We start from the raw sequence: 18,332 nt of genomic DNA, 5'->3' as shown, positions 1-18,332 counted from the left end.
GGAAAGCGCTCCGGGTCCTCGGGCTGCTTTGGCCTACTCATCGTCTTCGACGCGGCTCAGACGCACCCGGTGCGTTAGCGGCTGTCCCGGCGTGGAAGTCAAATCCTCGACGTCCTTTGGCGCGTTGGCGGTCGCGGCGGCCCGCATCTCGACAAATGGTTCGAAGAGGTCATTGGGCGTGCAGTCGAAGATGTCGCAGAGTACCGCGAAAGTGCGTGCGGGAATGCGCTCGGGGGAGCCGGTGACGAGTCGATAAATCTGACTTTCGGAGAGGTTCACGCCCCTCGATTTTAGCAGCGGCATGAGGTCGGTGGACTTCCAGAGGTTGTGCTGGGCCATGACGGCACGGAGTTTCCAATGGAAGCCGATTCGGCGGATTTCAGGCATGGGCAGTCTCCGTCTTGGCTGGAACGCGTGCAGCAATCATTTCCTGGACCGCTCTCTGTTTGAAGTTGTCGGACACCGAGGTGTAGAGACTCGTGGTGGAGGCGTAGGCGTGCCCGACCTGCTGCTGAACGAACAGCGGGTCATATTTCGCCTCCAGCAGGTGCGTGACGTAGGAGTGCCGGAGGCAATGAAGGCCGAGATCTTCGGGTAGGCCGACGGCGCGTCGAGCTGCGGTGAACGCGTCGCCTAATGTGCCGAGGGAGATGCGGTTACCCCGCTCACTCGGCCAAAGGGCGAGCGATCCGTCGGCGTGAGAGAAACGTCCGCGGCGTTCTGAGCTGATCCACTTGTCGGCTAGCTCGACCACCCAGTCGAACTCGGGGACAGTCAGTACCGTTCGGCGTCGTGGACCCGATCCCTTGACCCCTTTGGCCCAACGCACGGTGAGGGCGCCGAACATGCCGTAATCGGGGACGTATGGATTGGGTCCGAAATCGACAGTGTCGAGCATGGTGAGTTCCCGACGTCTAAGGCCGTAGGCATAGCAGATCTTGAATGCATTGGAGTCACGGAGCAAGTTCGGCCAGCGCTTGGACCCACGGGCATATTCACTGTCTGCGAGGTCGTCAACATAGTCGAAGATGAGCTGAAGCTCCGGCTTAGTAAAAGCTCGTTTGCCTGTCGGAACAGCATCGTCGGCCGAGTGGTGCGGGCTGTTCCACTCGAACACGATTTGTGAAGGAATTGAGTCGAATGTCCGTTCGCAAAAGGCCACCCAGCCGTAGGCCGGATTAGACACATAAGAGCAGAACATCGCGATCGTATTCGAGTCGGTGCGGAGGGTTGTGGGCTTGATCGGCCGCTCACCGGACAGTCGCTCGGCCGCGAACTCGTTGATATCGCCTGGACCCCACATCCACGGGTAATCATTGGTAAACGACTGGAACCGCCTGAGCAAGCTCACGCGATCCTTGATCGTTGACACCTGATTGCCACGAGCCAGCATCTCCGACGTCCAACCATCAACCATCGCCTCGAATACGCGGTCTTCGGCGCGAAACAACGCGATAGAAGGATCAAGCAAGACCTTCGGGACAAAGCCCGGAAATTCGCCATCCATCCGGTTCTCCAATCGTGGTTTCCTGCATCTAATGCAGGAAACCTACGCCTATGCGGATCTGACGGCAAGAGAAGCGTCCCTGATAGTTATTCACTGGGAGCCGAATACGGCACCGACCTGGCTTTTTGTTGTCCTGGTCGTTGAGCGGGAGTTCCTGCATTAGATGCAATTCCCGACACTTGAGCGCTGATAATGCACATTATGTCAAGTAAGACGAATTCTGGGATCGTCGGGGAGGCGACGCGAGTCAGTCGGCCTGACTGAGGCGCACCATGGCGTCGTAGAGCTGCGCATCCGTCATCGGCGGCTCGGGCAGGGTGTGGGCAGCCGACGCCCGAAAGCCGTCGAGCATGAGGTAGAGGTGCCGGCGCCAGGCCTCGGGTGCCGCCTGGCTCGTGGCGTCGATCATGCGGCCGTTCGACCAGATGAGGTTGACGATGTCGGCCAGGGTGATATCCGAGCGAACCGCTCCGGCCTCCTGCGCCCTGGTCAGCACGTCGCCGATCTGGAGACACATCCGGTCGTGGATCCGTTCGGTCTCGGCGCTGCCGGGGAACCGACGCGACAGGAAGTCGTTGAAACCGCGATCCCCCGCCTGCACGCTGAACAGATTCTCGAGGTAGCAGACGAACGACTCCCACGGGTCACTGACACCGAGGGCGTCGTCCGCGCTGTCGAGAAATTCCTGGAGCCGAGGCTCGAACGCCGCGAGGAGGAGATCGACCCGTGTCGGAAAGTGCCGGTACAGCGTCCCGATGGCGACGCCGGCGTCGCGCGCGATCCTCTCGAGCGACGCATCCACTCCCCTGGCGGCGAACTCCTGCCGAGCCGCCGCGATCAGGCGCTCGCGACGCTCTCGCGCGTCGCGTCGTAACGGCGTCGGCGCACCCGCGGGAGCCGGCGCCTCCTCGACCTCGGAAATGCTCATTCCATGAATTTACTCGCTTGGCGGGAATAAGTCGAGGCACCCCTCCGGTTGTCGATCACTACCGGAGGGGTGCCTCACCTTGAGGAGTCGACTCCCCGGTCATGAACACGAAGGATCACTCCTATGACCACCATCAGCATCATCGGCTCGGGCAACATGGCCCGCGCCATCGGAACCCGCGCTGCCGAGCACGGCCACACCGTCGAGATCCTGAGCCGGAACGCCACCGCAGCGCAGGATCTCGCCGCCCAGATCGGCCACGGAGCGACAGTCGGCACGTTCGGCGCCGACCCCGCAGGCGACATCGTCTTCGTCGCCGTCCTGTACCAGGGTGCGGTCGAGGCCGTTCAGCATTTCGGCGAAGCGCTGGCAGGCAAGACCCTCGTCGACATCAGCAACCCGTTCAACGCCGACGCCAGCGGAATCGTGACCACGCCGGGCGACTCGATCGCCCACCGGATCGCCGCCGTCTCCCCTGCGGACACACACGTGATCAAGGCCTTCAACACGATCTTCGGCGGTGTCATCGCGGGCGACGCCCCGCTGGACGTCTTCTTCGCCGGAGACGGCACCGAGGCCAAGGCGGGCTTCGCGGCCTTCCTCGAGAGCCTGAACCTCCAGCCCCGCGACGCCGGCGGACTCGGCATGGCCCACGCGCTCGAGTGGGCGGGCATCCTGCTCGTCGGCCTGGCGAACAACGGCGCCGGCTTCGACGTCGCATTCAAGGCCGAGGTCCGCTGACATGGGCAAGCTCGACGGCAAGGTCGCGGTGATCACCGGCGGGACGAGCGGCATGGCTCTGGCCGGCGCGAAGCTCTTCGTGGAGGAGGAGCCCACGTCTTCATCCAGGGCCGCCGCCAGGACGCGCTCGATGAGGCGGTCCGCCTGATCGGCCGCAACGCCACCGGCGTGCAAGGTGACGCGTCGAACCTCGCTGACCTCGATCGGCTGTTCGACGCGGTCGAGACCGAGAAAGGCAGGATCGACGTCCTCTGGGCGAGCGCAGGAGGAGGCCCCAGGCGAGGCTCGGCGAGATCACCGAAGAGGCGTTCGACGCGGCGTTCACGCTCAACGCGAAGGGCACGCTGTTCACGGTCCAGAAGGCGCTGCCGCTGATGCGCGACGGCGGCTCGATCATCATGACCGGGTCGAACGCGTCTCTCCGGGGCTACCCCGAGTGGAGCGTCTACGCCGGGAGCAAAGCCGTCCTGCCTGCCTTCGCGCGCGTCTGGGTGGCCGAGCTCCGGGATCGCAGGATCCGCGTGAACGTGCTCACTCCGGGCCAGGTCTCGTCGCCCATGATGGAAGCGGCCATGACCCCGGAGCTCAAGGAGATGTTCTCCGCCGTGATCCCCCGGGGCGAGATGGGCCAGCCGGAAGAGATCGCCTCGGTCGCGCTGTTCCTCGCCTCGGACGACTCCAGCTACGTGAACGGCATGGAGCTGGTTGCCGACGGAGGCTCGACCGTGATCTGACCGCGGCACTGCATCGCCGGACCGACGGCCGTGAAAGCCGCCGGCCCGGCGTGATCGGATCTTCACCGCCCCGACGGCCCGATACCGCTCGTGCCAGTGCGGGCCGCGGTAGGCCGCTCGTCAGGTGCCGGAGGCAGGACGACCGGGTGCAGGACGGTACGTGTTGATGAGCACGCCCGAGGCCAGCTGCCGACTCGAGACGAGCGCCAGGGCCGTCTTCGGGAAACGGTCCGAGAACAGCTTCTTGCCCGTCCCGAGAACGATCGGGTAGACCGCGAGCCGGTACTCGTCGACGAGGTCGTGCTCGGCCAGGGTCGCGATCAGGTCCGCGCTCCCCCACACCCGGATCTCGCCGTCGCGCTCGGCGCGGATCGCGGCGACGGCCGCGGGCACGTCGTCCCCGAGCAGCTCGGCGTTCTTCCAGCCGACCTCGGTGAGCGTGCGCGAGGCCACGTACTTCGGAACGCGGTTGTAGCGCCGGGTGAGTTCGCCCATGAACCCGTCGGCGTTCTCATCCCAGACGGCCCAGGCGCCCGCCCAGATGTCATAGGTCTTCCGGCCGAGCAGGAGCGCCTCGGTCTTGCTCTCCCACTCCGCGATGATGTCGCCGCCTTCGCCGAGGGTGTCGAACTCCTCGTCGTAATCCATCGACCAGCCGCCGAACTCGAAGCCGCCTTCTCGGTCTTCGTCCGGCCCGCCGCCCGCCTGGATGACGCCGTCGAGTGTGATGAACTCCTGAACCACGATTGTGCCCATACGTTCTTGTACTCCACCGGGCATGCTCTCGTCGACCGAGTTCTTCGATCCTGGGACACCTGCTCCCTGGCTGCCGAGGTGGAGGGCACCCAGACTCGCAGGATCGAGACCGCGCCCGACCGAAGGAAGCCACCATGCCTCGCATCATCGATATCGCAGTACCGGACCTCGCCGGGAAGCTCGTCGTCGTCACCGGAGCCAGCGACGGGATCGGCTTGGGCATCGCCCGGCGTCTCGCCAGAGCCTCCGCGGAGGTGATCCTGCCCGTCCGGAATCCGAGCAAGGGCGACGCCGCGGTCGCGGACATCCGCGCGGTGGTTCCGGAAGCCAAGGTCAGCACGCGGGTGCTCGACCTGTCGTCGCTGGCATCGGTCGCGGCGTTCGGCGAGGCGCTCGTCGAGGAGGGGCGTCCGATCGACGTGCTGATCAACAACGCCGGCCTCATGACACCGCCGACCCGGCAGGCGAGCGCGGACGGCTTCGAGCTCCAGTTCGCCACCAACCACCTCGGGCACGTCGCGCTGACGGCGCACCTGCTGCCTCTCCTGCGCGCCGGCCACGCCAGGATCACCACGCAGATCTCGATCTCGGCCAATTCGAACGCCGTCAACTGGGACGACCTGCAGTGGGAGAAGAGCTACAACCCCATGAAGTCGTACTCCTCGTCGAAGATCGCGTTCGGCCTCTGGGCGCTCGAGCTGAACCGCCGCAGCCTCGCGGCCGACTGGGGCATCACGAGCAACCTGTCGCACCCCGGCATCTCGCCGACGAACCTCCTGGCGGCACAGCCGGGCCTCGGGCGCGAGAAGGACACCGGGGCGGTGCGGATGATCCGTGCGCTCTCACGCCGCGGGATCCTGTTCGGGACTCCTGCTTCGGCGGCCCTGCCCGCGGTGTTCGCCGCGACCGACCCGTCGGCGCGCGGTGGCCGCTTCTACGGGCCGTCGGGACTCGCGCACCTCTCGGGAGCGCCGGCTGAACAGAAGCTGTACTCGCGGCTCACCTCCACGGCGGAGGCGAAGCGCGTCTGGGACGTGTCGGCCGAGCTCGCCGGGGTGTCGCTCAGCGCGTAGGCCGGGTCGACGCTGGGGTCTCAGCTCTCGCGCGAGAGCAGGATCAGTCGGTGCCCGCGTCGAAGGCGGCGCCCTCGGAGGCCGCATCGGTCGCGCTGGCGAGTTCGCCCGCCGCTGCCGACACGGGCGACGCGCTGCCGAAGATCTCGCCCGCCTCGCCGACCTCGAGGGTGCCGACCAGCTCGGCCGTCGCTCCCCCGATGAGGCCCGCCGCGGCGTACTGCTCGAGCCGGGACCTCGAGTCGGCGATATCGAGATTGCGCATCGTCAGCTGACCGATGCGGTCGCCCGGCCCGAAGGCGGAGTCGCCGACGACCTCCATGGAGAGCTTCTCGGGTTGGTAGCTGAGCGACGGCCCGGTCGTGTCGAGGATCGTGTAGTCGTCGCCACGACGAAGGCGCAGGGTCACTTCGCCGGTGACGGCCGACCCCACCCAGCGCTGAATCGACTCCCGGACCATCAGCGACTGAGGGTCGAGCCAGCGCCCCTCGTACATCAGGCGCCCCAGCTTGCGGCCTTCGTTGTGGTAGTTCGCCACGGTGTCTTCGTTGTGGATCGCGTTGAGCAGGCGCTCGTAGGCGATGTGCAGCAGCGCCATGCCCGGCGCCTCGTAGATGCCGCGGCTCTTGGCCTCGATGATGCGATTCTCGATCTGGTCGGAGACGCCCAGCCCGTGACGGCCGCCGATGGCGTTCGCCTCGAGGACGAGAGCGACCGCGTCGTCGAAGACGGTGCCGTTGAGGGCGACCGGGCGCCCCGCCTCGAACCGGACGGTCACGATCTCCGTCGCGACCTCGACGTCGTCGCGCCACGCGGCGACGCCCATGATCGGCTCGACGAGATCGAGACCCGAAGACAGTTCTTCGAGGCGCTTGGCCTCGTGGGTCGCGCCCCAGATGTTCGCGTCGGTCGAATAGGCCTTCTCGGTCGAGTCGCGGTACGGGAATCCGCGCGCGACGAGCCACTCGCTCATCTCGGTGCGCCCGCCGAGCTCGCCGACGAACTCGGCGTCGAGCCACGGCTTGTACACGCGCAGCCGAGGATTGGCCATGAGCCCGTAGCGATAGAACCGCTCGATGTCGTTGCCCTTGTACGTCGAGCCGTCGCCCCAGATGTCGACGCCGTCGTCTTTCATCGCGCGCACCAGCATCGTGCCCGTGACCGCGCGGCCGAGAGGCGTCGTGTTGAAGTAGGTCTTGCCTCCCGAGCGGATGTGGAAGGCGCCGCACTGCAGCGCAACGAGACCCTCTTCGACCAGGGCGCTCTTGGCGTCGACCAGGCGGGCGATCTCGGCGCCGTACTCGATCGCGCGACCGGCGACGGAGTCGATGTCGGGCTCGTCGTACTGACCGATGTCGGCGGTATAAGTGCACGGCACGGCGCCCTTCTCGCGCATCCACGCGACCGCGCACGACGTGTCGAGGCCGCCGGAGAAGGCGATACCGACCCGTTCACCGACAGGGAGAGAGCTCAAGACCTTGGACATGAGGACAAGCCTAGGGTCTCGCGCACTCCCCCACGGCCGCGGGCTGCCGTCGTCGCTGCTGCCAAAGCTGCGCTCAGTGCTGCCGCCCTGCCGCGCGTTGCCATCAGCGCTGCGCGACAATGGGCGCCTCGAGTTCGTCGCGAGGCCGCCGAATCGCGCGCTCCACATTCGTCGGCCACGACGCGCTGCTGACGCCCGCGTTCGGCGGCGTCACGCTCTTCTCGAGGAAGACCGGCCACAAGAGCGTCGTGACGATCCCCGGCATGAAAAACGGCCAGAGCGCCCAGTACGCCTGGCTGCCCGGCTCGACGAAGCTGCTGATCGCCGCCACCGCCGCACTCGAGCAGACGCTGACGTCTCGGATGACCGTCACCGGCCCGCCCGATCCGGCCGGCGTCGTGCAGGTCACCGGAGACCTTCGCGACGCAGGATCGACGACGGTGCACGAAGCCGTCGGAACCCTCGACGTGCACACCGGTCGCCTGGTTTGGCAGACCACGCTTCCGGCCGGCTACCGCCTGGCCTATCCGGCCGGCCCGGCCGGCCAGTCGTCGGGGCGCCACTTCCTCATCCAGCCTTCGACGAGCCTGAAGGTCTTCGCCTGGACGCCGGCTCCGGCAAGCCACCGACGCCAATCGACACAACGCTCGACATGACCGGCGTCTCACCGTTCGCCCGAGCTGACTTTCAGCTCGCGGCCGTCTCTCCCTCATGGCGCGGCGGCCGTTCTCGTGCGCAAGGCGCCCAGACAAAAGTGGCTTCAAACATCTGGTACTTTGGACATTACGCCCATATGACGCATTCATATCCGTGAAAGGTCGGCATCCGACCCCGCGACCCGAAAGGGATCACTTGAAGCTCGCACTCATCACCAGCGCCGCCGCAGGCACCACCGTCCTCTTCGCCAGCCTGCTCATCGCTGCCCCCGCGCAGGCTGCGCCTGGCGCGTGCAACGCCGGCCAGGGCTGCACGTACGAAGACATCAACTACGGTCGCGGCCACATCAACTTCAACTACAACGTCTCGCACTATGGCTCCATTGCGTACTGGGTTCCGACGCTCCACTTGGGGACGGACAATGCCGCCTCCTCCGCGTTCAACAACGGCCGCACCGGGCAGGCCATCGTGGTCTACGACCGCTCTGGCTATAAGGGCAAGTCGGCTTCGATCGCCAGGGGCAGCGGACTGTCGAACCTGGGCAGTCGGGGTCTCAACGACATGGTGACCTCTGCCTGCTTCAGCAGCTACTGCAAGTGAATCGAGTTGCTGTACCTCGTGCACTAATCGCTTTCATCACGGCACTACTCTCCGCAGCCGCATTAACTGGATGCTCGCAAGGCACGATGCCAGAACCGAAGCTGTCGGCCAAGAATCAGGCTCGATGGGAGTTGCCGCTGGATCGCTACTCCGCACAGATAGTCGACCTGCCCGGCATAGCCGTGCGCGTCATGGTCCAAGCGTGCATCGAGAAGCGAGGATGGCCATGGGCGGTAACGACTGCTGAAGCTGGGGCGAAGCCAGGAGAGTCGTGGAACGACGCCCGCCAGAAGTTGTTCTCGGTCGCGTTGGCGGAGAAGTACGGCTACGGAAATTCATCCGAGCTCGATCTTTCGGCGCCTCAGCAAGCCGAGCTCCGGGCCGTCGATAAAGCAAATCGAGAGATCGATGCGGACGCGGATTCTGACATCGACGAATGTTTCTCTCGTGGTCAGAAGGCAATCGGCCTGACGCCGAATGCGGCCCCCTGGGACCTCGCGAACTCCCTTGCAGTCCAGGCTTATAACGCGTCGCTCGTGACGAAACCTGTTCTCGCTGCGACAGCGACGTGGCGGAAGTGCATGGCGGGCGTAGGGGTGCCCGACCTGCCGCGGTCTCCCGATCTCATGCCGAGTCCGTCGATGATCGGCTCTGGCCGCGGTGTGGACGAGCCCTGGACGAAGGATGTCGTCGACCCCGAGGAGCGTCGCGTAGCGGTCGCCGACGCGAAATGCCAGGAGTCTTCTGGCTACTTCGACGCCGCATATACCGCGGAATGGGATGCCGAAGTGAAGCTGCTCCTAGAGAACGCGGACGAGCTGGAGCGCTACGACAAACAGATGCAGGCGATGAACCGGAAAGCGCGCAAGGTGATAGCCCACTACGCGCCGAGCGCCAAGTGAAGACCCGGAGGGGGCCGCAAGGTCTTCGACGAGCGGTGGCGACGAGCGCGATGCTCGTCGGGGCGCTCACCGGGTGCACGAGCGAATCCAGCCCACGGAAGGTGCCCGACGGCCTTCCGGACAAGAATCGAGACAGATACGTCCTGCCGCTGGATCGCTACTCGATGCAACAGGTCGACGTTCCAAGCATCGCTCGCGAGCTGGTCGTCAAACGGTGTCTCCTCGACAAAGGCTGGCCCTGGGCAGCTTCTGCGGCAACGCTGGGCGCCACGACCGGGCCGTCTTACAGCTCGATCGGGAAACGGATCTTCACTCTGCCGCTGGCCGAGAAATACGGATACGGCACGTCAGACCTCCTCGACCTCCCGGTTGCCGTACTCCAGAACGAGCACGAGGACTATCAACGCAACCTCCACGTCTCGCCCCGTGCGGAGCCGGACATGGAATTGTGCTGGTCGGAGGCCAACGAGGTCGTCGGGATTCCGAAGGGCGATCGTGACTTCAGCCTCGTAGAAGGCTTGACGAACGACGCCTACAAGAAAGCCTCCGAGCGAAAAGAGGTCATCGCTGCGACCGAGCAGTGGCGTTCGTGCCTGGCCCCCGTCGGCGTCCCGGACCTGGAAAAGAGTCCGGAAGACATGCCACCGGACTCCCTGGAAAGTGACGAGCCGGCCATCGACCCGCCAGCGACATTCGGCGGCGATGTGCCGACCAGCGAGGAACGCCGCGTTGCTGTCGCCGACGCCAAATCCAGAGAGTCGTCGGGTTACGCAAGGGCCATCTACCAGGCCGAATGGGACGAGCAGGTGACCGCCCTGGGCGAGAACGCGGACGCACTCGACCGGTACGACAAGCAAATGCAGAAGATGAACCGGAAAGCACTCACGGTGATCGCCGAGTACGCGCCGAGGGCCGAGTGACGGCGGGGCGGCGGCGGAAGCGCGTCCTCTTGGCAGGGGTGGCGGCGGCAGGAGTAGGCCTCCTCGCGGGAGGGTGGCTGCTCGCCGCCGCGTTCGAGTCGCCCGAACAACGGGAGGCCCGAGTGGCCCCACCGACGCCGGGGCCGCTGACCGCGAAGGTCGAACGGGGCGACCTCTCCGACGTGGTGTCGTTCCGCGGCACGGTCCGTCGCGACGAGGTCACGACGATCCTGTTGCCCGTGCCCGATGCAGACGAAGCGGTCGTGACGAGGGTGACGGCCGCAGCGGGAGCGACGATCTCGGCCGGGAGCGTGCTCACCGAAATCAACGGGCGACCCGTGTTCGCTCTGCCCGGCGGCTTCCGGTTCTACCGGTCGCTCGGGATGGGAGACACGGGGCCCGACGTCCGGCAGCTCCAGCAGGGATTGGCCGCGGCCGGAGCACCGGTGACGGCGGACGGCATCTTCGGCGCGACCACCGAGTCGGCCGTGAAAGCGCTCTATGTGAAGGCGGGCTACGCCCCGCCGCCGGAGCAAAATGCCGACGCAGCCGCGGACGCGGACACCAGCACCGACGCGAGCACCCCCGACGACTCACCCCGCCCCGATCCTGCACCCACGACGATCCTGCCGAAGGGCGAGCTCGCCGCCCTCGGCACACTCCCCGCCTACGCCGCCTCGACGCCGCCCGTCGGAACCCTCGTGACGAGCGAGACCACGATCGGCCTTCAGCGCGGCACCCCGCGGGTCGTCGCCGAGGTGCCGACGCTCTCCGCCGAGAAGCTCGCGGTCGGCACGACCGGAACCTTCCGCAGCACCGGAACCGAGTCGCTCGACGTCGCCGTCGAGAAGGTGACCCCGGCGGCCCCGAGGCGACGGACGCCACCGTGACGCTGAGCGCGCGCGGCGCCACGCCGCTCCCCGACACCTGGCTGTCGAAGGAGGGCACGGCCGTACTCGAGGTGACACTCGCCGCGCGCGACTCGCTGATCGTGCCGACCCTCGCGGTGTCGCCGGGCGCGAAAGGCCCGGCGCACGTGTTCGTCCGCCGCGACGCCGACGACTTCGAACGCGTCGCCGTGACCGAGGTCGCCCAGCTGAACGGCCGCAGCGCCATCACGCCCACGAAATCCGGCGCGATCGCGACGGGCGACGTCGTCCGGGTCGGCTGATGACGCTCGAACTCCGCGGCATCGGCCGCCGCTTCTCCGCCGACGCCCGCGCCCTCGACGACGTCTCGCTCACCATCCGCCCCGGCGAATTCCTCGCCATCGTCGGCCCCTCCGGCGGCGGCAAGTCGACCCTGCTGAACACGATCGGCCTCCTCGACGTCCCCGACGAGGGGACCTTCCTGCTCGAGGGCACCGACACCGCACGGCTCCCCGAGCGCGAGCGGGCGCGCCTCCGCTCCACGACCTTCGGCTTCGTCTTCCAGGGATTCCACCTCCTCGACGCCCGCCCGGCCATCGACAGCATCGAACTGGGCCTGCTCTACCGCGCCCTGCCCACCGCCGAGCGGCTGCGACGTGCCCGGGAGGCCCTTGCGGCCGTGGGCCTCGCCGCCCACGCCGAACAACGCGCCTCGCTCCTCTCGGGAGGCCAGCGCCAGCGCGTCGCCATCGCCAGAGCCCTCGCCGCCTCGGCCCGCGTCGTCGTCGCCGACGAGCCCACCGGCAATCTCGACTCGGTCAACGGCGCCCAGGTGATGAACGCCCTGCGCGCCCTCCACGACGACGGCTGCACGATCGTTCTCGTCACCCACGATCCGGCGCTCGCCGCGACGGCCGACCGCATCGCGCACCTCCGCGACGGCCGGATTCACCTCCTCGAAGACCTCGCCCCGAAACCCTCAGAATCGACCAGGATCACGCCCTCTGATCCCCGCAGCCCCGGAGAGGCGACCGGGAGCACGCCCGCCCCACCCGGCCCGACGCCACCCCGCGGGTCGCGAGTCCGGCCCCGCGACGTCCTGCGCGACGCGTTCCGCACCGTCCGTTCCCGCCCCGGCCGCACCACGGGGCTCGTCGCCGCCGTCGCCACCGCGGTTGCGCTCGCGATCGCGACCCTCGGCATCTCCGGATCGGCTTCGGCCCAGGTCTCGGACCGCTTCGACCTCCACGTCAACCGCGACGTGACCGTCGTGCGCGACGATGCGGCGCTCGCCCCTGTATCAGACCCCGACCCAGACCCCCGCGACCGCCGCCACGCGACGCTGCGCGACGACACGGCGGCGCTCCTGGCCGGCACCACGATCCTCGCCGGCGTCGACCATGTCGGCATCGTCTACGAACGCGGCACTACGACGATCCAGGCGACGCCGACGAGGCCCGCGCTTCAAGCCCCGGCGGTCTCCGCCACCGGCGACGTCCGCCGGGCGGCTCGACTGACCATCCGATGGACGCCCAACCGACCGCACCGCCTGGCCGACGGCGAAGTGCTGATCGGCGGGAACCTTGCGGCGCAACTCCCCCTCGGTTCCCTCGCGGCGGCGCCCTCGTCGACGTCGGTGGGCAGGACGTCGTCGTCGCGGGCACCATCGAGACCTCGCCGCGCCTGCCGTCCCTCCTGGGGTCGATCGTCTCCGGCGGCCTGGCGTCGCCCGCCCTCGCGGCTCCGGACCGCACGCGGATCCTGCTCCGAACGAGCGCTGGCGCCGCCCAGCAGGTGGCCCGGCAGGCGCCCGCCGCGATCGACCCGGTGCAGCCGACGGCACTCCACGTCGACGCGCCCGTCGACCCGACGACGCTGAGATCCGAGATCGAGGGAGACGTCCGCACCACGCTCCTCGCCTTCACGGGCATCGCCGTCATCGCGGCCGTCGTCGCCCTCGGCAACTCGATGGTCCTGGCGATCCTCGAGCGGCGAGCGGAGTTCGGGCTCCGGCGCGCCGTCGGGGCGCGATCCGTCCACGTCGCCTCGATGGTCGTCGCCGAATCCGCGATCATCGGGGCGCTCGGTGGCCTGGCGGGTCTCGTCCTCGGTTTCGCCGCCGTCTCGGCGATGACCCTCCTCCAACACTGGTCGCCGATCTTCGACCCCGTTCTGGCGCCGCTCGCGGTCGTCGGTGGAATCCTGGTGGGCAGCCTCGGCGGCCTCGTCGCCGCCTGGCAGGCGACCCGGATCCAGCCTCAGGCAGCCCTCCGAAGCTGAGCAGGGTCATGGGCTCGTCGACGACTGCGCTCCACCGCGGCTTCGAGGGCCCACTGTCACGTTCTTGTTTCGGAACGACGCCGGGGCCCGTCCGCTCGCGGCTATTCGGCCCGGTACGCCCGACTCGGGATCTGGGTGGCGAGCTTGCCGCCCGAGACATCGACCAGGGTTCCGGTGATGTACCCGGCGAAGTCGCTGCCCAAGAAGCAGAGCAGGTCGGCGACGTCCTCCGGCCTCCCCCAGCGACGGATCGTCAGCGTGTCGAGCAGCCGCGACTGCGCGGCGTCGGGCAGCTCGGCGAAACCGTTCATCGCGGTGGGGATCATGCCCGGCGCGTACGCGTTGACGGTGATCCCCCACGGCCCGAGCTCGCCCGCCAGCACCCGCGTGAACTGCACGACGGCCGCCTTCGAGGCCGCGTAGGCCGCGCTTCCGATGCTCGGCACGATCGCCGCGAACGACGCCGCATTGATGATCCTGCCGCCGTTCGCCCGCTTCATGATCGGCGCGACGGCCTGGCTCATCACGAAGACTCCCCCGACGTTGACCTGGAGGGCGAGGGCGAACCGAGCAGGATCGAGGTCGGCCACCAACCCGTCGACGTTGATTCCTGCGTTGTTGACCAGCACGTCGATCCGCCCGAACATCTCGTCGATCGAGGCGACCGCAGCAGCGACCGATGCAGGATCACTGACGTCGCAGTCGAGCGACAGCTCACCGACCGCATCACCCCCGAAGGCCAGATCGAGCGCGACGACACGCGCCCCCTCGGCCTCGAAGCGCTCCGCCAGGACCCGCCCGATTCCGCGGGCGGCGCCGGTCACGACGACGATCTTGCCGGTGTAGTCGATGAGCATCGATGAACCTCCTCGTTCCGCTCCCGAACCTACCCGAGGTCGACGCGACCGTCGCCGAGTAGATTGGTCTCCGTGAGCACATCGGCGCGAGTCCTCTGGGTGACCGGCGCTGGTAGCGGTATGGGCAGGGCGACGGCCGTGGCCGCCGCTCGAGCCGGATGGACCGTCGTCGTCTCCGGGCGTCGGCAGGACGCACTCGACGAGACGGTGCGGCTCAGTGAGGCGACACGGCACGCCGGGGAGGGTGGAGGCCGAGTCGCCGCAGTGGTCTGCGATGTTCGCGAGGCTTCGTCCGTGGCTGCCGCCCGCGACGTGATCCTGCGAGATCACTCGCGGATCGACGCGCTCGTGCTCTCGGCCGGGCTCAATTCGCCGCAGCGCGCCTGGGTAGATCAATCGCTGGCGACGTTCGACGACATCGTGCAGACCAACCTCACGGCCGCCGTGCGCGTCGTCGACGCGTCCCTGCCGCAGCTCCGCGAGCACGCCGGTCAGGTGGTCGTCGTGTCGTCGTACTCCGGCTGGCAGTTCTCACCGGGAGCCGGCGTCGCCTATTCCGCGAGCAAGACGGCGCTGTCGTCTGTCTGTCGCACGCTCAATGCGCAAGAGGCTGGCTCGGGCGTCCGGGCGTGCCACCTCTGCCCCGGAGACGTCGACACCGACTTCCTCGCCATGCGCCCGAGCGTGCCCGACGCGGAGGCCCGAGGCAGGATGCTGACGGCGGACGACATCGCGCGCGCCGCACTCTTCGTGCTCGACTCGCCGCCGCACGTGCGCATCGACGAGCTGGTCATCTCGCCCGTCTCGCAGCACTGACGCGACCGGCTCAGTACCGCTTCACCTTGGGAAGCTTCGGCACGTCGACCTGCCCCGCCTTCTGATGCACGGCGTGCGTCACGGCCCCGCGACGGCGCGACGCCTTCACGTTCTTCTTGATCTCGCTCGCAGCTCGGCGTGACTTCACGACCGCGAGGATGCTGACGACTGCGGCGACTGCGATGACTACTGCGCGCATGGGACCTCCCCGGGTTGAAAACGGCTACCGGGCTCGACACTACGCTCGTCGGCATGGCGACAATCACCTCGGAGTCCCACTGCCCGTGCCTGAGCGGCGAGACCTACGGATCCTGCTGCGAGCCGCTCCACCGCGGCGAAGCGACCGCACCGACCGCGACGCGCCTCATGCGGTCGCGCTACTCCGCCTTCGCGGTGGGCGACGTCGACTACCTCCTGCGCTCCTGGCATCCTGCGACCCGCCCCGCATCGCTCGAACTCGACGCGTCGGTGCGCTGGTTCCGCCTCGACATCCTGGCCTCGACCGGCGGCGGCCTCCTCGACCGCGCGGGCACCGTCGAGTTCGAAGCCCACTACCGGGCAGGATCGGAGGCGGCCACGCAGCACGAGAACAGCCGGTTCGAGCGCGTGGCCGGCGACTGGGCGTACCTCGACGCCGTCTGACCGGCGCGGTCGCAGACGTCGCCCCGAGGTCCCCCGGACTCCCTACAAAATTCGCTTCAGCCTTCGCCGAACCCGGAGTCGACGAGTTGGATGAGCGCGTCGACGGCCTCCGAAGCATCGTCGCCCGTCGCCACGATGCTGACCGTGGAGCCCTGCGGCAGACCCAGGCCCATGATCCGCAGAAGACTCTTCGCGTCGACCCCGTTGATCTGGATGTTCGACGAGAACTTCGAGGCGTGCTTGACGAACTCCGCGGCCGGCCTCGCGTGAAGCCCCGAGGGGTTGACGAGCGTCGCGGATCGCTCGACGGCTCCGGCGACCTCGGCGCGGGTCAGCGTCTGGTCGTCGGCGTGCGGATCGGCGACACCGGTGGCGGTGCGCGCGGCACTCGTCACCTCGCTGAGGGATCCCCCGGTCTCGGCGGCCACTGCGGCGGCCACCGCACCCTCGACGATCGGCGCGTCGGCGATGACGACGAGCTCACGCTCGGCGTCGTCGAGGAAGTCGAGCGCGGTTTCGGCCGTGAGGATCGCTGATCCGAGATCGGCCAGGATGACGACGCCCTTGCCCTGCTGCGCCTCGGTGATGCCCGACGAGATCTTGTCGAAGCTCGTGCCCACGCCACCCTCGTCGGTACCGCCCGCGGCCACGATGACGACCGTGGGCGCCATCTGCTTGGCGAGCTCCACCGTCCCTTCGGCGATCTTCGCGCTGTGCGAGACGACGAGGATTCCTACGCTTGCAGCCATGGTCAGCTTTCCGTTGCTTCGGCCGCGTCAGCCGCAGCGGTGAGGATGAGCGACGAGGACTCGGCGCCGGGATCGCGGTGACCCACGGCGCGCTCGCCGAGATAGCTCGCCCGACCCTTGTGGGCGACGAGCGGCTCGGTCGACGCTGCGCCGGCGATCGCGGCATCCGCGGCCGCGCGAAGGACGGCCGACGGCGATTTGCCCTCCGCGGCTGCGGCCGACGCAGCATCGACCGCCGGGGTCCACGCGTCGATCATCGTCTTGTCGCCGATTTCGGCCTTGCCCCTCATCACGACTCCGTCGCGAGCGGCCGTGAGGAAGGCGACGAGCTGTTCCGAGTCGAGTTCGGTGGCGTCTCCGAGTGCCTGCGCGCCCTTGAGGTACGCCGTGCCGAGCAACGGGCCGCTGGCACCGCCGACCGTGGAGATCAGTGTCGTCGCGACGAGCTTGAGCGCCGCTCCCGGTGACGTGTCGGCTGCAAGCCCGTCGAACTTCGCCTTCACCGCGGTGAACCCCCGATCGAGGTTCTCCCCGTGGTCGCCGTCGCCGATCTCTCGATCGAGTTCGCTGAGGCGGACGCGGTTGTCGGAGACCACGGTGACCGTGTCGTCGACCCAGGCGGTGACCCAGGAGATACCCAAACCCATCGGAAGGCTGCCTTTCGTTGGTGCTGCTGTCGTCGGACCGGACGAGGAACCGGTCGTCATCGACCCCACCGAAGTGCCGCGGTCTCGACCGGGGCGTCCCAGAGCTCGGTGAGTTCGTCATCGAGTTTGGCGACGGTGAGGGAGACGCCCTGCATCTCCAGGCTGGTCACGTAGTTGCCCACCAGCGTACGCGTGACCTCGATGCCCTTCTCGGCGAGGACCTGAGCGGCGCGGCGGAACACGATGTAGTGCTCGATCAACGGAGTGCCACCCAGGCCGTTGACGAACAGCAAGACCTTGTCTCCCGTTTCGAACGGCAGGTCCTCCAGGATCGGCGCCAGCAGTCGGTCGACGATCCGATCGGCGGGCTCGAGCTTGATCCGCTCGCGCCCGGGCTCGCCGTGGATGCCGATGCCGATCTCGATCTCGTCGTCGGCCAGGGTGAAGCTGGGCTCCCCGCGTGCGGCACGATGCCGGCCGCCAACGCCACACCCATGGTGCGGGTGACCGAGTTCGCTTTGGTCGCGATCGCCGCGACGGCGTCGAGGTCGTCGCCCCGCTCGGCCGCAGCGCCCGCGACCTTCTCGACAAACACTGTTCCGGCGACGCCGCGGCGGCCGGCCGTGTAAAGACTGTCTTTCACGGCGACGTCGTCATCGACGATCACCGACACGACTCGGACGCCCTCGGCATCGGCCAGGTCGGCCGCCGTCTCGAAATTGAGCACGTCGCCCGTGTAGTTCTTGACGATGTGGAGCACGCCCGCTCCGCCGTCGACGGCGAGGGTCGCGGCGACGATCGGATCGGGCGTCGGCGACGTGAAGACGGCCCCCGGAACGGCGGCCGACAGCATGCCGTAGCCGACGAAGCCCGCGTGCAGCGGTTCGTGACCCGATCCACCGCCCGAGACGATGCCGACCTTGCCCGCGGACGCACCGCCGGCCCGCGCGACGAAGAGAGGGTCGGAGGTGACCGTCACCAGGTCGGGATGCGCCATCCCGAACCCTTCGACGGACTCGTCGACGACGGTCTTCGGGTCATTGATGAGCTTCTTCATCGAAGTCCTCCTTGTACACCGTGTGCGCGGGCGTCGCGAGCGCAGTTGCACGGTTTATACATCAAGTTAGCGCTCCGAGAACGGACACAGCCAGACGTAAAACAAAGTCCA

At 67.8% G+C, this 18,332-nt stretch carries 22 protein-coding genes and 2 pseudogenes; 14 read left to right on the top strand and 10 right to left on the bottom strand.

The genetic code is table 11. The features are described 5' to 3' along the window. Positions 1-33 precede the first annotated feature (33 nt). The 3 genes from QUE79_RS13160 to QUE79_RS13150 form a co-directional block, all read right to left on the bottom strand. On the bottom strand, positions 34-387 hold the full coding sequence (locus tag QUE79_RS13160) for a helix-turn-helix domain-containing protein (RefSeq protein ID WP_286343508.1): 354 nt from the start codon (positions 385-387) through the stop codon (positions 34-36). Further along, the gene (locus tag QUE79_RS13155; RefSeq protein ID WP_286343507.1) at positions 380-1,507 is read right to left on the bottom strand and encodes a tyrosine-type recombinase/integrase; all 1,128 of its coding nucleotides are present in this window, start codon (positions 1,505-1,507) and stop codon (positions 380-382) included. The genes QUE79_RS13160 and QUE79_RS13155 overlap by 8 nt, the downstream gene beginning before the upstream one ends. Positions 1,508-1,754: 247 nt before the next feature. Continuing rightward, positions 1,755-2,435: a TetR/AcrR family transcriptional regulator gene (locus QUE79_RS13150; RefSeq protein ID WP_286343506.1), complete on the bottom strand. Its 681-nt coding sequence runs from the start codon at positions 2,433-2,435 to the stop codon at positions 1,755-1,757. 123 nt (positions 2,436-2,558) lie between these two features. Here QUE79_RS13150 and QUE79_RS13145 point away from each other — a divergent pair, with 123 nt between their 5' ends. From QUE79_RS13145 to QUE79_RS13135, 3 genes and pseudogenes are all read left to right on the top strand, one after another. Then, positions 2,559-3,176: an NADPH-dependent F420 reductase gene (locus QUE79_RS13145; RefSeq protein ID WP_286343505.1), complete on the top strand. Its 618-nt coding sequence runs from the start codon at positions 2,559-2,561 to the stop codon at positions 3,174-3,176. 1 nt (position 3,177) lies between these two features. Then, positions 3,178-3,324 carry a hypothetical protein gene (locus QUE79_RS13140; protein ID WP_286343504.1) on the top strand — a complete coding sequence of 49 codons (147 nt, stop codon included), beginning with the start codon at positions 3,178-3,180 and terminating at the stop codon, positions 3,322-3,324. Further along, positions 3,279-3,910: pseudogene (locus tag QUE79_RS13135) on the top strand (SDR family NAD(P)-dependent oxidoreductase). Before QUE79_RS13140 ends, QUE79_RS13135 begins: the two are co-directional and overlap by 46 nt. Positions 3,911-4,030: 120 nt before the next feature. Here QUE79_RS13135 and QUE79_RS13130 read toward each other — a convergent pair. Then, positions 4,031-4,666, bottom strand: coding sequence for a dihydrofolate reductase family protein (locus QUE79_RS13130; RefSeq protein WP_286343503.1), 636 nt, complete (start codon positions 4,664-4,666; stop codon positions 4,031-4,033). A gap of 134 nt (positions 4,667-4,800) precedes the next feature. Here QUE79_RS13130 and QUE79_RS13125 point away from each other — a divergent pair, with 134 nt between their 5' ends. Continuing rightward, positions 4,801-5,739: an SDR family oxidoreductase gene (locus QUE79_RS13125; protein WP_286343502.1), complete on the top strand. Its 939-nt coding sequence runs from the start codon at positions 4,801-4,803 to the stop codon at positions 5,737-5,739. Between the two features lie 43 nt (positions 5,740-5,782). On the opposite strand, the gene argG is transcribed toward QUE79_RS13125, so the two are convergent. Then, the gene (argG, locus tag QUE79_RS13120) at positions 5,783-7,225 is read right to left on the bottom strand and encodes an argininosuccinate synthase (RefSeq protein WP_286343501.1); all 1,443 of its coding nucleotides are present in this window, start codon (positions 7,223-7,225) and stop codon (positions 5,783-5,785) included. A 119-nt stretch (positions 7,226-7,344) separates the two neighbouring features. Between argG and QUE79_RS13115 the strand changes: the two genes are divergently transcribed. The 8 genes from QUE79_RS13115 to QUE79_RS13080 all read left to right on the top strand — a co-directional run bounded on the left by QUE79_RS13115 (position 7,345) and on the right by QUE79_RS13080 (position 13,453). Further along, positions 7,345-7,881, top strand: a complete 537-nt coding sequence (locus QUE79_RS13115) for a hypothetical protein (protein WP_286343500.1) — start codon at positions 7,345-7,347, stop codon at positions 7,879-7,881. 196 nt (positions 7,882-8,077) lie between these two features. Then, positions 8,078-8,482, top strand: coding sequence for a peptidase inhibitor family I36 protein (locus QUE79_RS13110; protein ID WP_286343499.1), 405 nt, complete (start codon positions 8,078-8,080; stop codon positions 8,480-8,482). 86 nt (positions 8,483-8,568) lie between these two features. Next, positions 8,569-9,384 carry a hypothetical protein gene (locus QUE79_RS13105; RefSeq protein WP_286343498.1) on the top strand — a complete coding sequence of 272 codons (816 nt, stop codon included), beginning with the start codon at positions 8,569-8,571 and terminating at the stop codon, positions 9,382-9,384. A gap of 35 nt (positions 9,385-9,419) precedes the next feature. Beyond that, positions 9,420-10,304 carry a hypothetical protein gene (locus tag QUE79_RS13100; protein WP_286343497.1) on the top strand — a complete coding sequence of 295 codons (885 nt, stop codon included), beginning with the start codon at positions 9,420-9,422 and terminating at the stop codon, positions 10,302-10,304. A gap of 38 nt (positions 10,305-10,342) precedes the next feature. Beyond that, a complete protein-coding gene (locus QUE79_RS13095) occupies positions 10,343-11,194 on the top strand; it encodes a peptidoglycan-binding domain-containing protein (RefSeq protein WP_286346717.1) in 852 nt (283 codons plus the stop codon). Next, on the top strand, positions 11,191-11,475 hold the full coding sequence (locus QUE79_RS13090) for a hypothetical protein (protein WP_286343496.1): 285 nt from the start codon (positions 11,191-11,193) through the stop codon (positions 11,473-11,475). The genes QUE79_RS13095 and QUE79_RS13090 overlap by 4 nt, the downstream gene beginning before the upstream one ends. Then, positions 11,475-13,052, top strand: coding sequence for an ABC transporter ATP-binding protein (locus QUE79_RS13085; RefSeq protein WP_286343495.1), 1,578 nt, complete (start codon positions 11,475-11,477; stop codon positions 13,050-13,052). Before QUE79_RS13090 ends, QUE79_RS13085 begins: the two co-directional genes overlap by 1 nt. Then, positions 13,001-13,453, top strand: a complete 453-nt coding sequence (locus QUE79_RS13080; protein ID WP_286343494.1) for an ABC transporter permease — start codon at positions 13,001-13,003, stop codon at positions 13,451-13,453. The genes QUE79_RS13085 and QUE79_RS13080 overlap by 52 nt, the downstream gene beginning before the upstream one ends. A 101-nt stretch (positions 13,454-13,554) precedes the next feature. Here QUE79_RS13080 and QUE79_RS13075 read toward each other — a convergent pair whose 3' ends face one another. Further along, entirely contained in the window at positions 13,555-14,310 is a 756-nt protein-coding gene (locus QUE79_RS13075) for an SDR family NAD(P)-dependent oxidoreductase (RefSeq protein WP_286343493.1), read from the bottom strand. A 72-nt stretch (positions 14,311-14,382) separates the two neighbouring features. On the opposite strand from QUE79_RS13075, the gene QUE79_RS13070 reads away from it, so the two are divergent. After that, positions 14,383-15,126: an SDR family oxidoreductase gene (locus QUE79_RS13070; protein ID WP_286343492.1), complete on the top strand. Its 744-nt coding sequence runs from the start codon at positions 14,383-14,385 to the stop codon at positions 15,124-15,126. 10 nt (positions 15,127-15,136) lie between these two features. Here the strand turns inward: QUE79_RS13070 and QUE79_RS13065 are convergent, their stop codons facing one another. Then, positions 15,137-15,325 carry a hypothetical protein gene (locus QUE79_RS13065; RefSeq protein ID WP_286343491.1) on the bottom strand — a complete coding sequence of 63 codons (189 nt, stop codon included), beginning with the start codon at positions 15,323-15,325 and terminating at the stop codon, positions 15,137-15,139. 53 nt (positions 15,326-15,378) lie between these two features. Between QUE79_RS13065 and QUE79_RS13060 the strand changes: the two genes are divergently transcribed. Beyond that, a complete protein-coding gene (locus QUE79_RS13060) occupies positions 15,379-15,768 on the top strand; it encodes a YchJ family protein (protein ID WP_286343490.1) in 390 nt (129 codons plus the stop codon). 56 nt (positions 15,769-15,824) lie between these two features. Here the strand turns inward: QUE79_RS13060 and dhaM are convergent, their stop codons facing one another. The 3 genes and pseudogenes from dhaM to dhaK all read right to left on the bottom strand — a co-directional run bounded on the left by dhaM (position 15,825) and on the right by dhaK (position 18,161). Then, on the bottom strand, positions 15,825-16,517 hold the full coding sequence (gene dhaM, locus QUE79_RS13055) for a dihydroxyacetone kinase phosphoryl donor subunit DhaM (RefSeq protein WP_286343489.1): 693 nt from the start codon (positions 16,515-16,517) through the stop codon (positions 15,825-15,827). A 2-nt stretch (positions 16,518-16,519) separates the two neighbouring features. Then, on the bottom strand, positions 16,520-17,164 hold the full coding sequence (gene dhaL, locus QUE79_RS13050; RefSeq protein WP_286343488.1) for a dihydroxyacetone kinase subunit DhaL: 645 nt from the start codon (positions 17,162-17,164) through the stop codon (positions 16,520-16,522). Positions 17,165-17,220: 56 nt separating this feature from the next. Continuing rightward, positions 17,221-18,161 (bottom strand): annotated as a pseudogene (dhaK, locus tag QUE79_RS13045) (dihydroxyacetone kinase subunit DhaK). Positions 18,162-18,332 lie beyond the last annotated feature (171 nt).

Origin of the sequence: Frondihabitans sucicola (genome assembly GCF_030296615.1) — a bacterium.
Lineage (GTDB): Bacteria > Actinomycetota > Actinomycetes > Actinomycetales > Microbacteriaceae > Frondihabitans > Frondihabitans sucicola.
Note: the sequence above shows the minus strand (reverse complement) of the source record. Positions and strands in the feature narration are given on the sequence as shown.

What these genes read in the sequence shown, in the direction of transcription:
- QUE79_RS13160 (WP_286343508.1), bottom strand. Translation starts at nt 387, where the DNA reads ATGCCTGAAATCCGCCGAATCGGCTTCCATTGGAAACTCCGTGCCGTC.
- QUE79_RS13155 (WP_286343507.1), bottom strand. Translation starts at nt 1,507, where the DNA reads ATGGATGGCGAATTTCCGGGCTTTGTCCCGAAGGTCTTGCTTGATCCT.
- QUE79_RS13150 (WP_286343506.1), bottom strand. Translation starts at nt 2,435, where the DNA reads ATGAGCATTTCCGAGGTCGAGGAGGCGCCGGCTCCCGCGGGTGCGCCG.
- QUE79_RS13145 (WP_286343505.1), top strand. Translation starts at nt 2,559, where the DNA reads ATGACCACCATCAGCATCATCGGCTCGGGCAACATGGCCCGCGCCATC.
- QUE79_RS13140 (WP_286343504.1), top strand. Translation starts at nt 3,178, where the DNA reads ATGGGCAAGCTCGACGGCAAGGTCGCGGTGATCACCGGCGGGACGAGC.
- QUE79_RS13130 (WP_286343503.1), bottom strand. Translation starts at nt 4,666, where the DNA reads ATGGGCACAATCGTGGTTCAGGAGTTCATCACACTCGACGGCGTCATC.
- QUE79_RS13125 (WP_286343502.1), top strand. Translation starts at nt 4,801, where the DNA reads ATGCCTCGCATCATCGATATCGCAGTACCGGACCTCGCCGGGAAGCTC.
- argG (WP_286343501.1), bottom strand. Translation starts at nt 7,225, where the DNA reads ATGTCCAAGGTCTTGAGCTCTCTCCCTGTCGGTGAACGGGTCGGTATC.
- QUE79_RS13115 (WP_286343500.1), top strand. Translation starts at nt 7,345, where the DNA reads ATGGGCGCCTCGAGTTCGTCGCGAGGCCGCCGAATCGCGCGCTCCACA.
- QUE79_RS13105 (WP_286343498.1), top strand. Translation starts at nt 8,569, where the DNA reads ATGCCAGAACCGAAGCTGTCGGCCAAGAATCAGGCTCGATGGGAGTTG.
- QUE79_RS13085 (WP_286343495.1), top strand. Translation starts at nt 11,475, where the DNA reads ATGACGCTCGAACTCCGCGGCATCGGCCGCCGCTTCTCCGCCGACGCC.
- QUE79_RS13075 (WP_286343493.1), bottom strand. Translation starts at nt 14,310, where the DNA reads ATGCTCATCGACTACACCGGCAAGATCGTCGTCGTGACCGGCGCCGCC.
- QUE79_RS13065 (WP_286343491.1), bottom strand. Translation starts at nt 15,325, where the DNA reads ATGCGCGCAGTAGTCATCGCAGTCGCCGCAGTCGTCAGCATCCTCGCG.
- QUE79_RS13060 (WP_286343490.1), top strand. Translation starts at nt 15,379, where the DNA reads ATGGCGACAATCACCTCGGAGTCCCACTGCCCGTGCCTGAGCGGCGAG.
- dhaM (WP_286343489.1), bottom strand. Translation starts at nt 16,517, where the DNA reads ATGGCTGCAAGCGTAGGAATCCTCGTCGTCTCGCACAGCGCGAAGATC.
- dhaL (WP_286343488.1), bottom strand. Translation starts at nt 17,164, where the DNA reads ATGGGTTTGGGTATCTCCTGGGTCACCGCCTGGGTCGACGACACGGTC.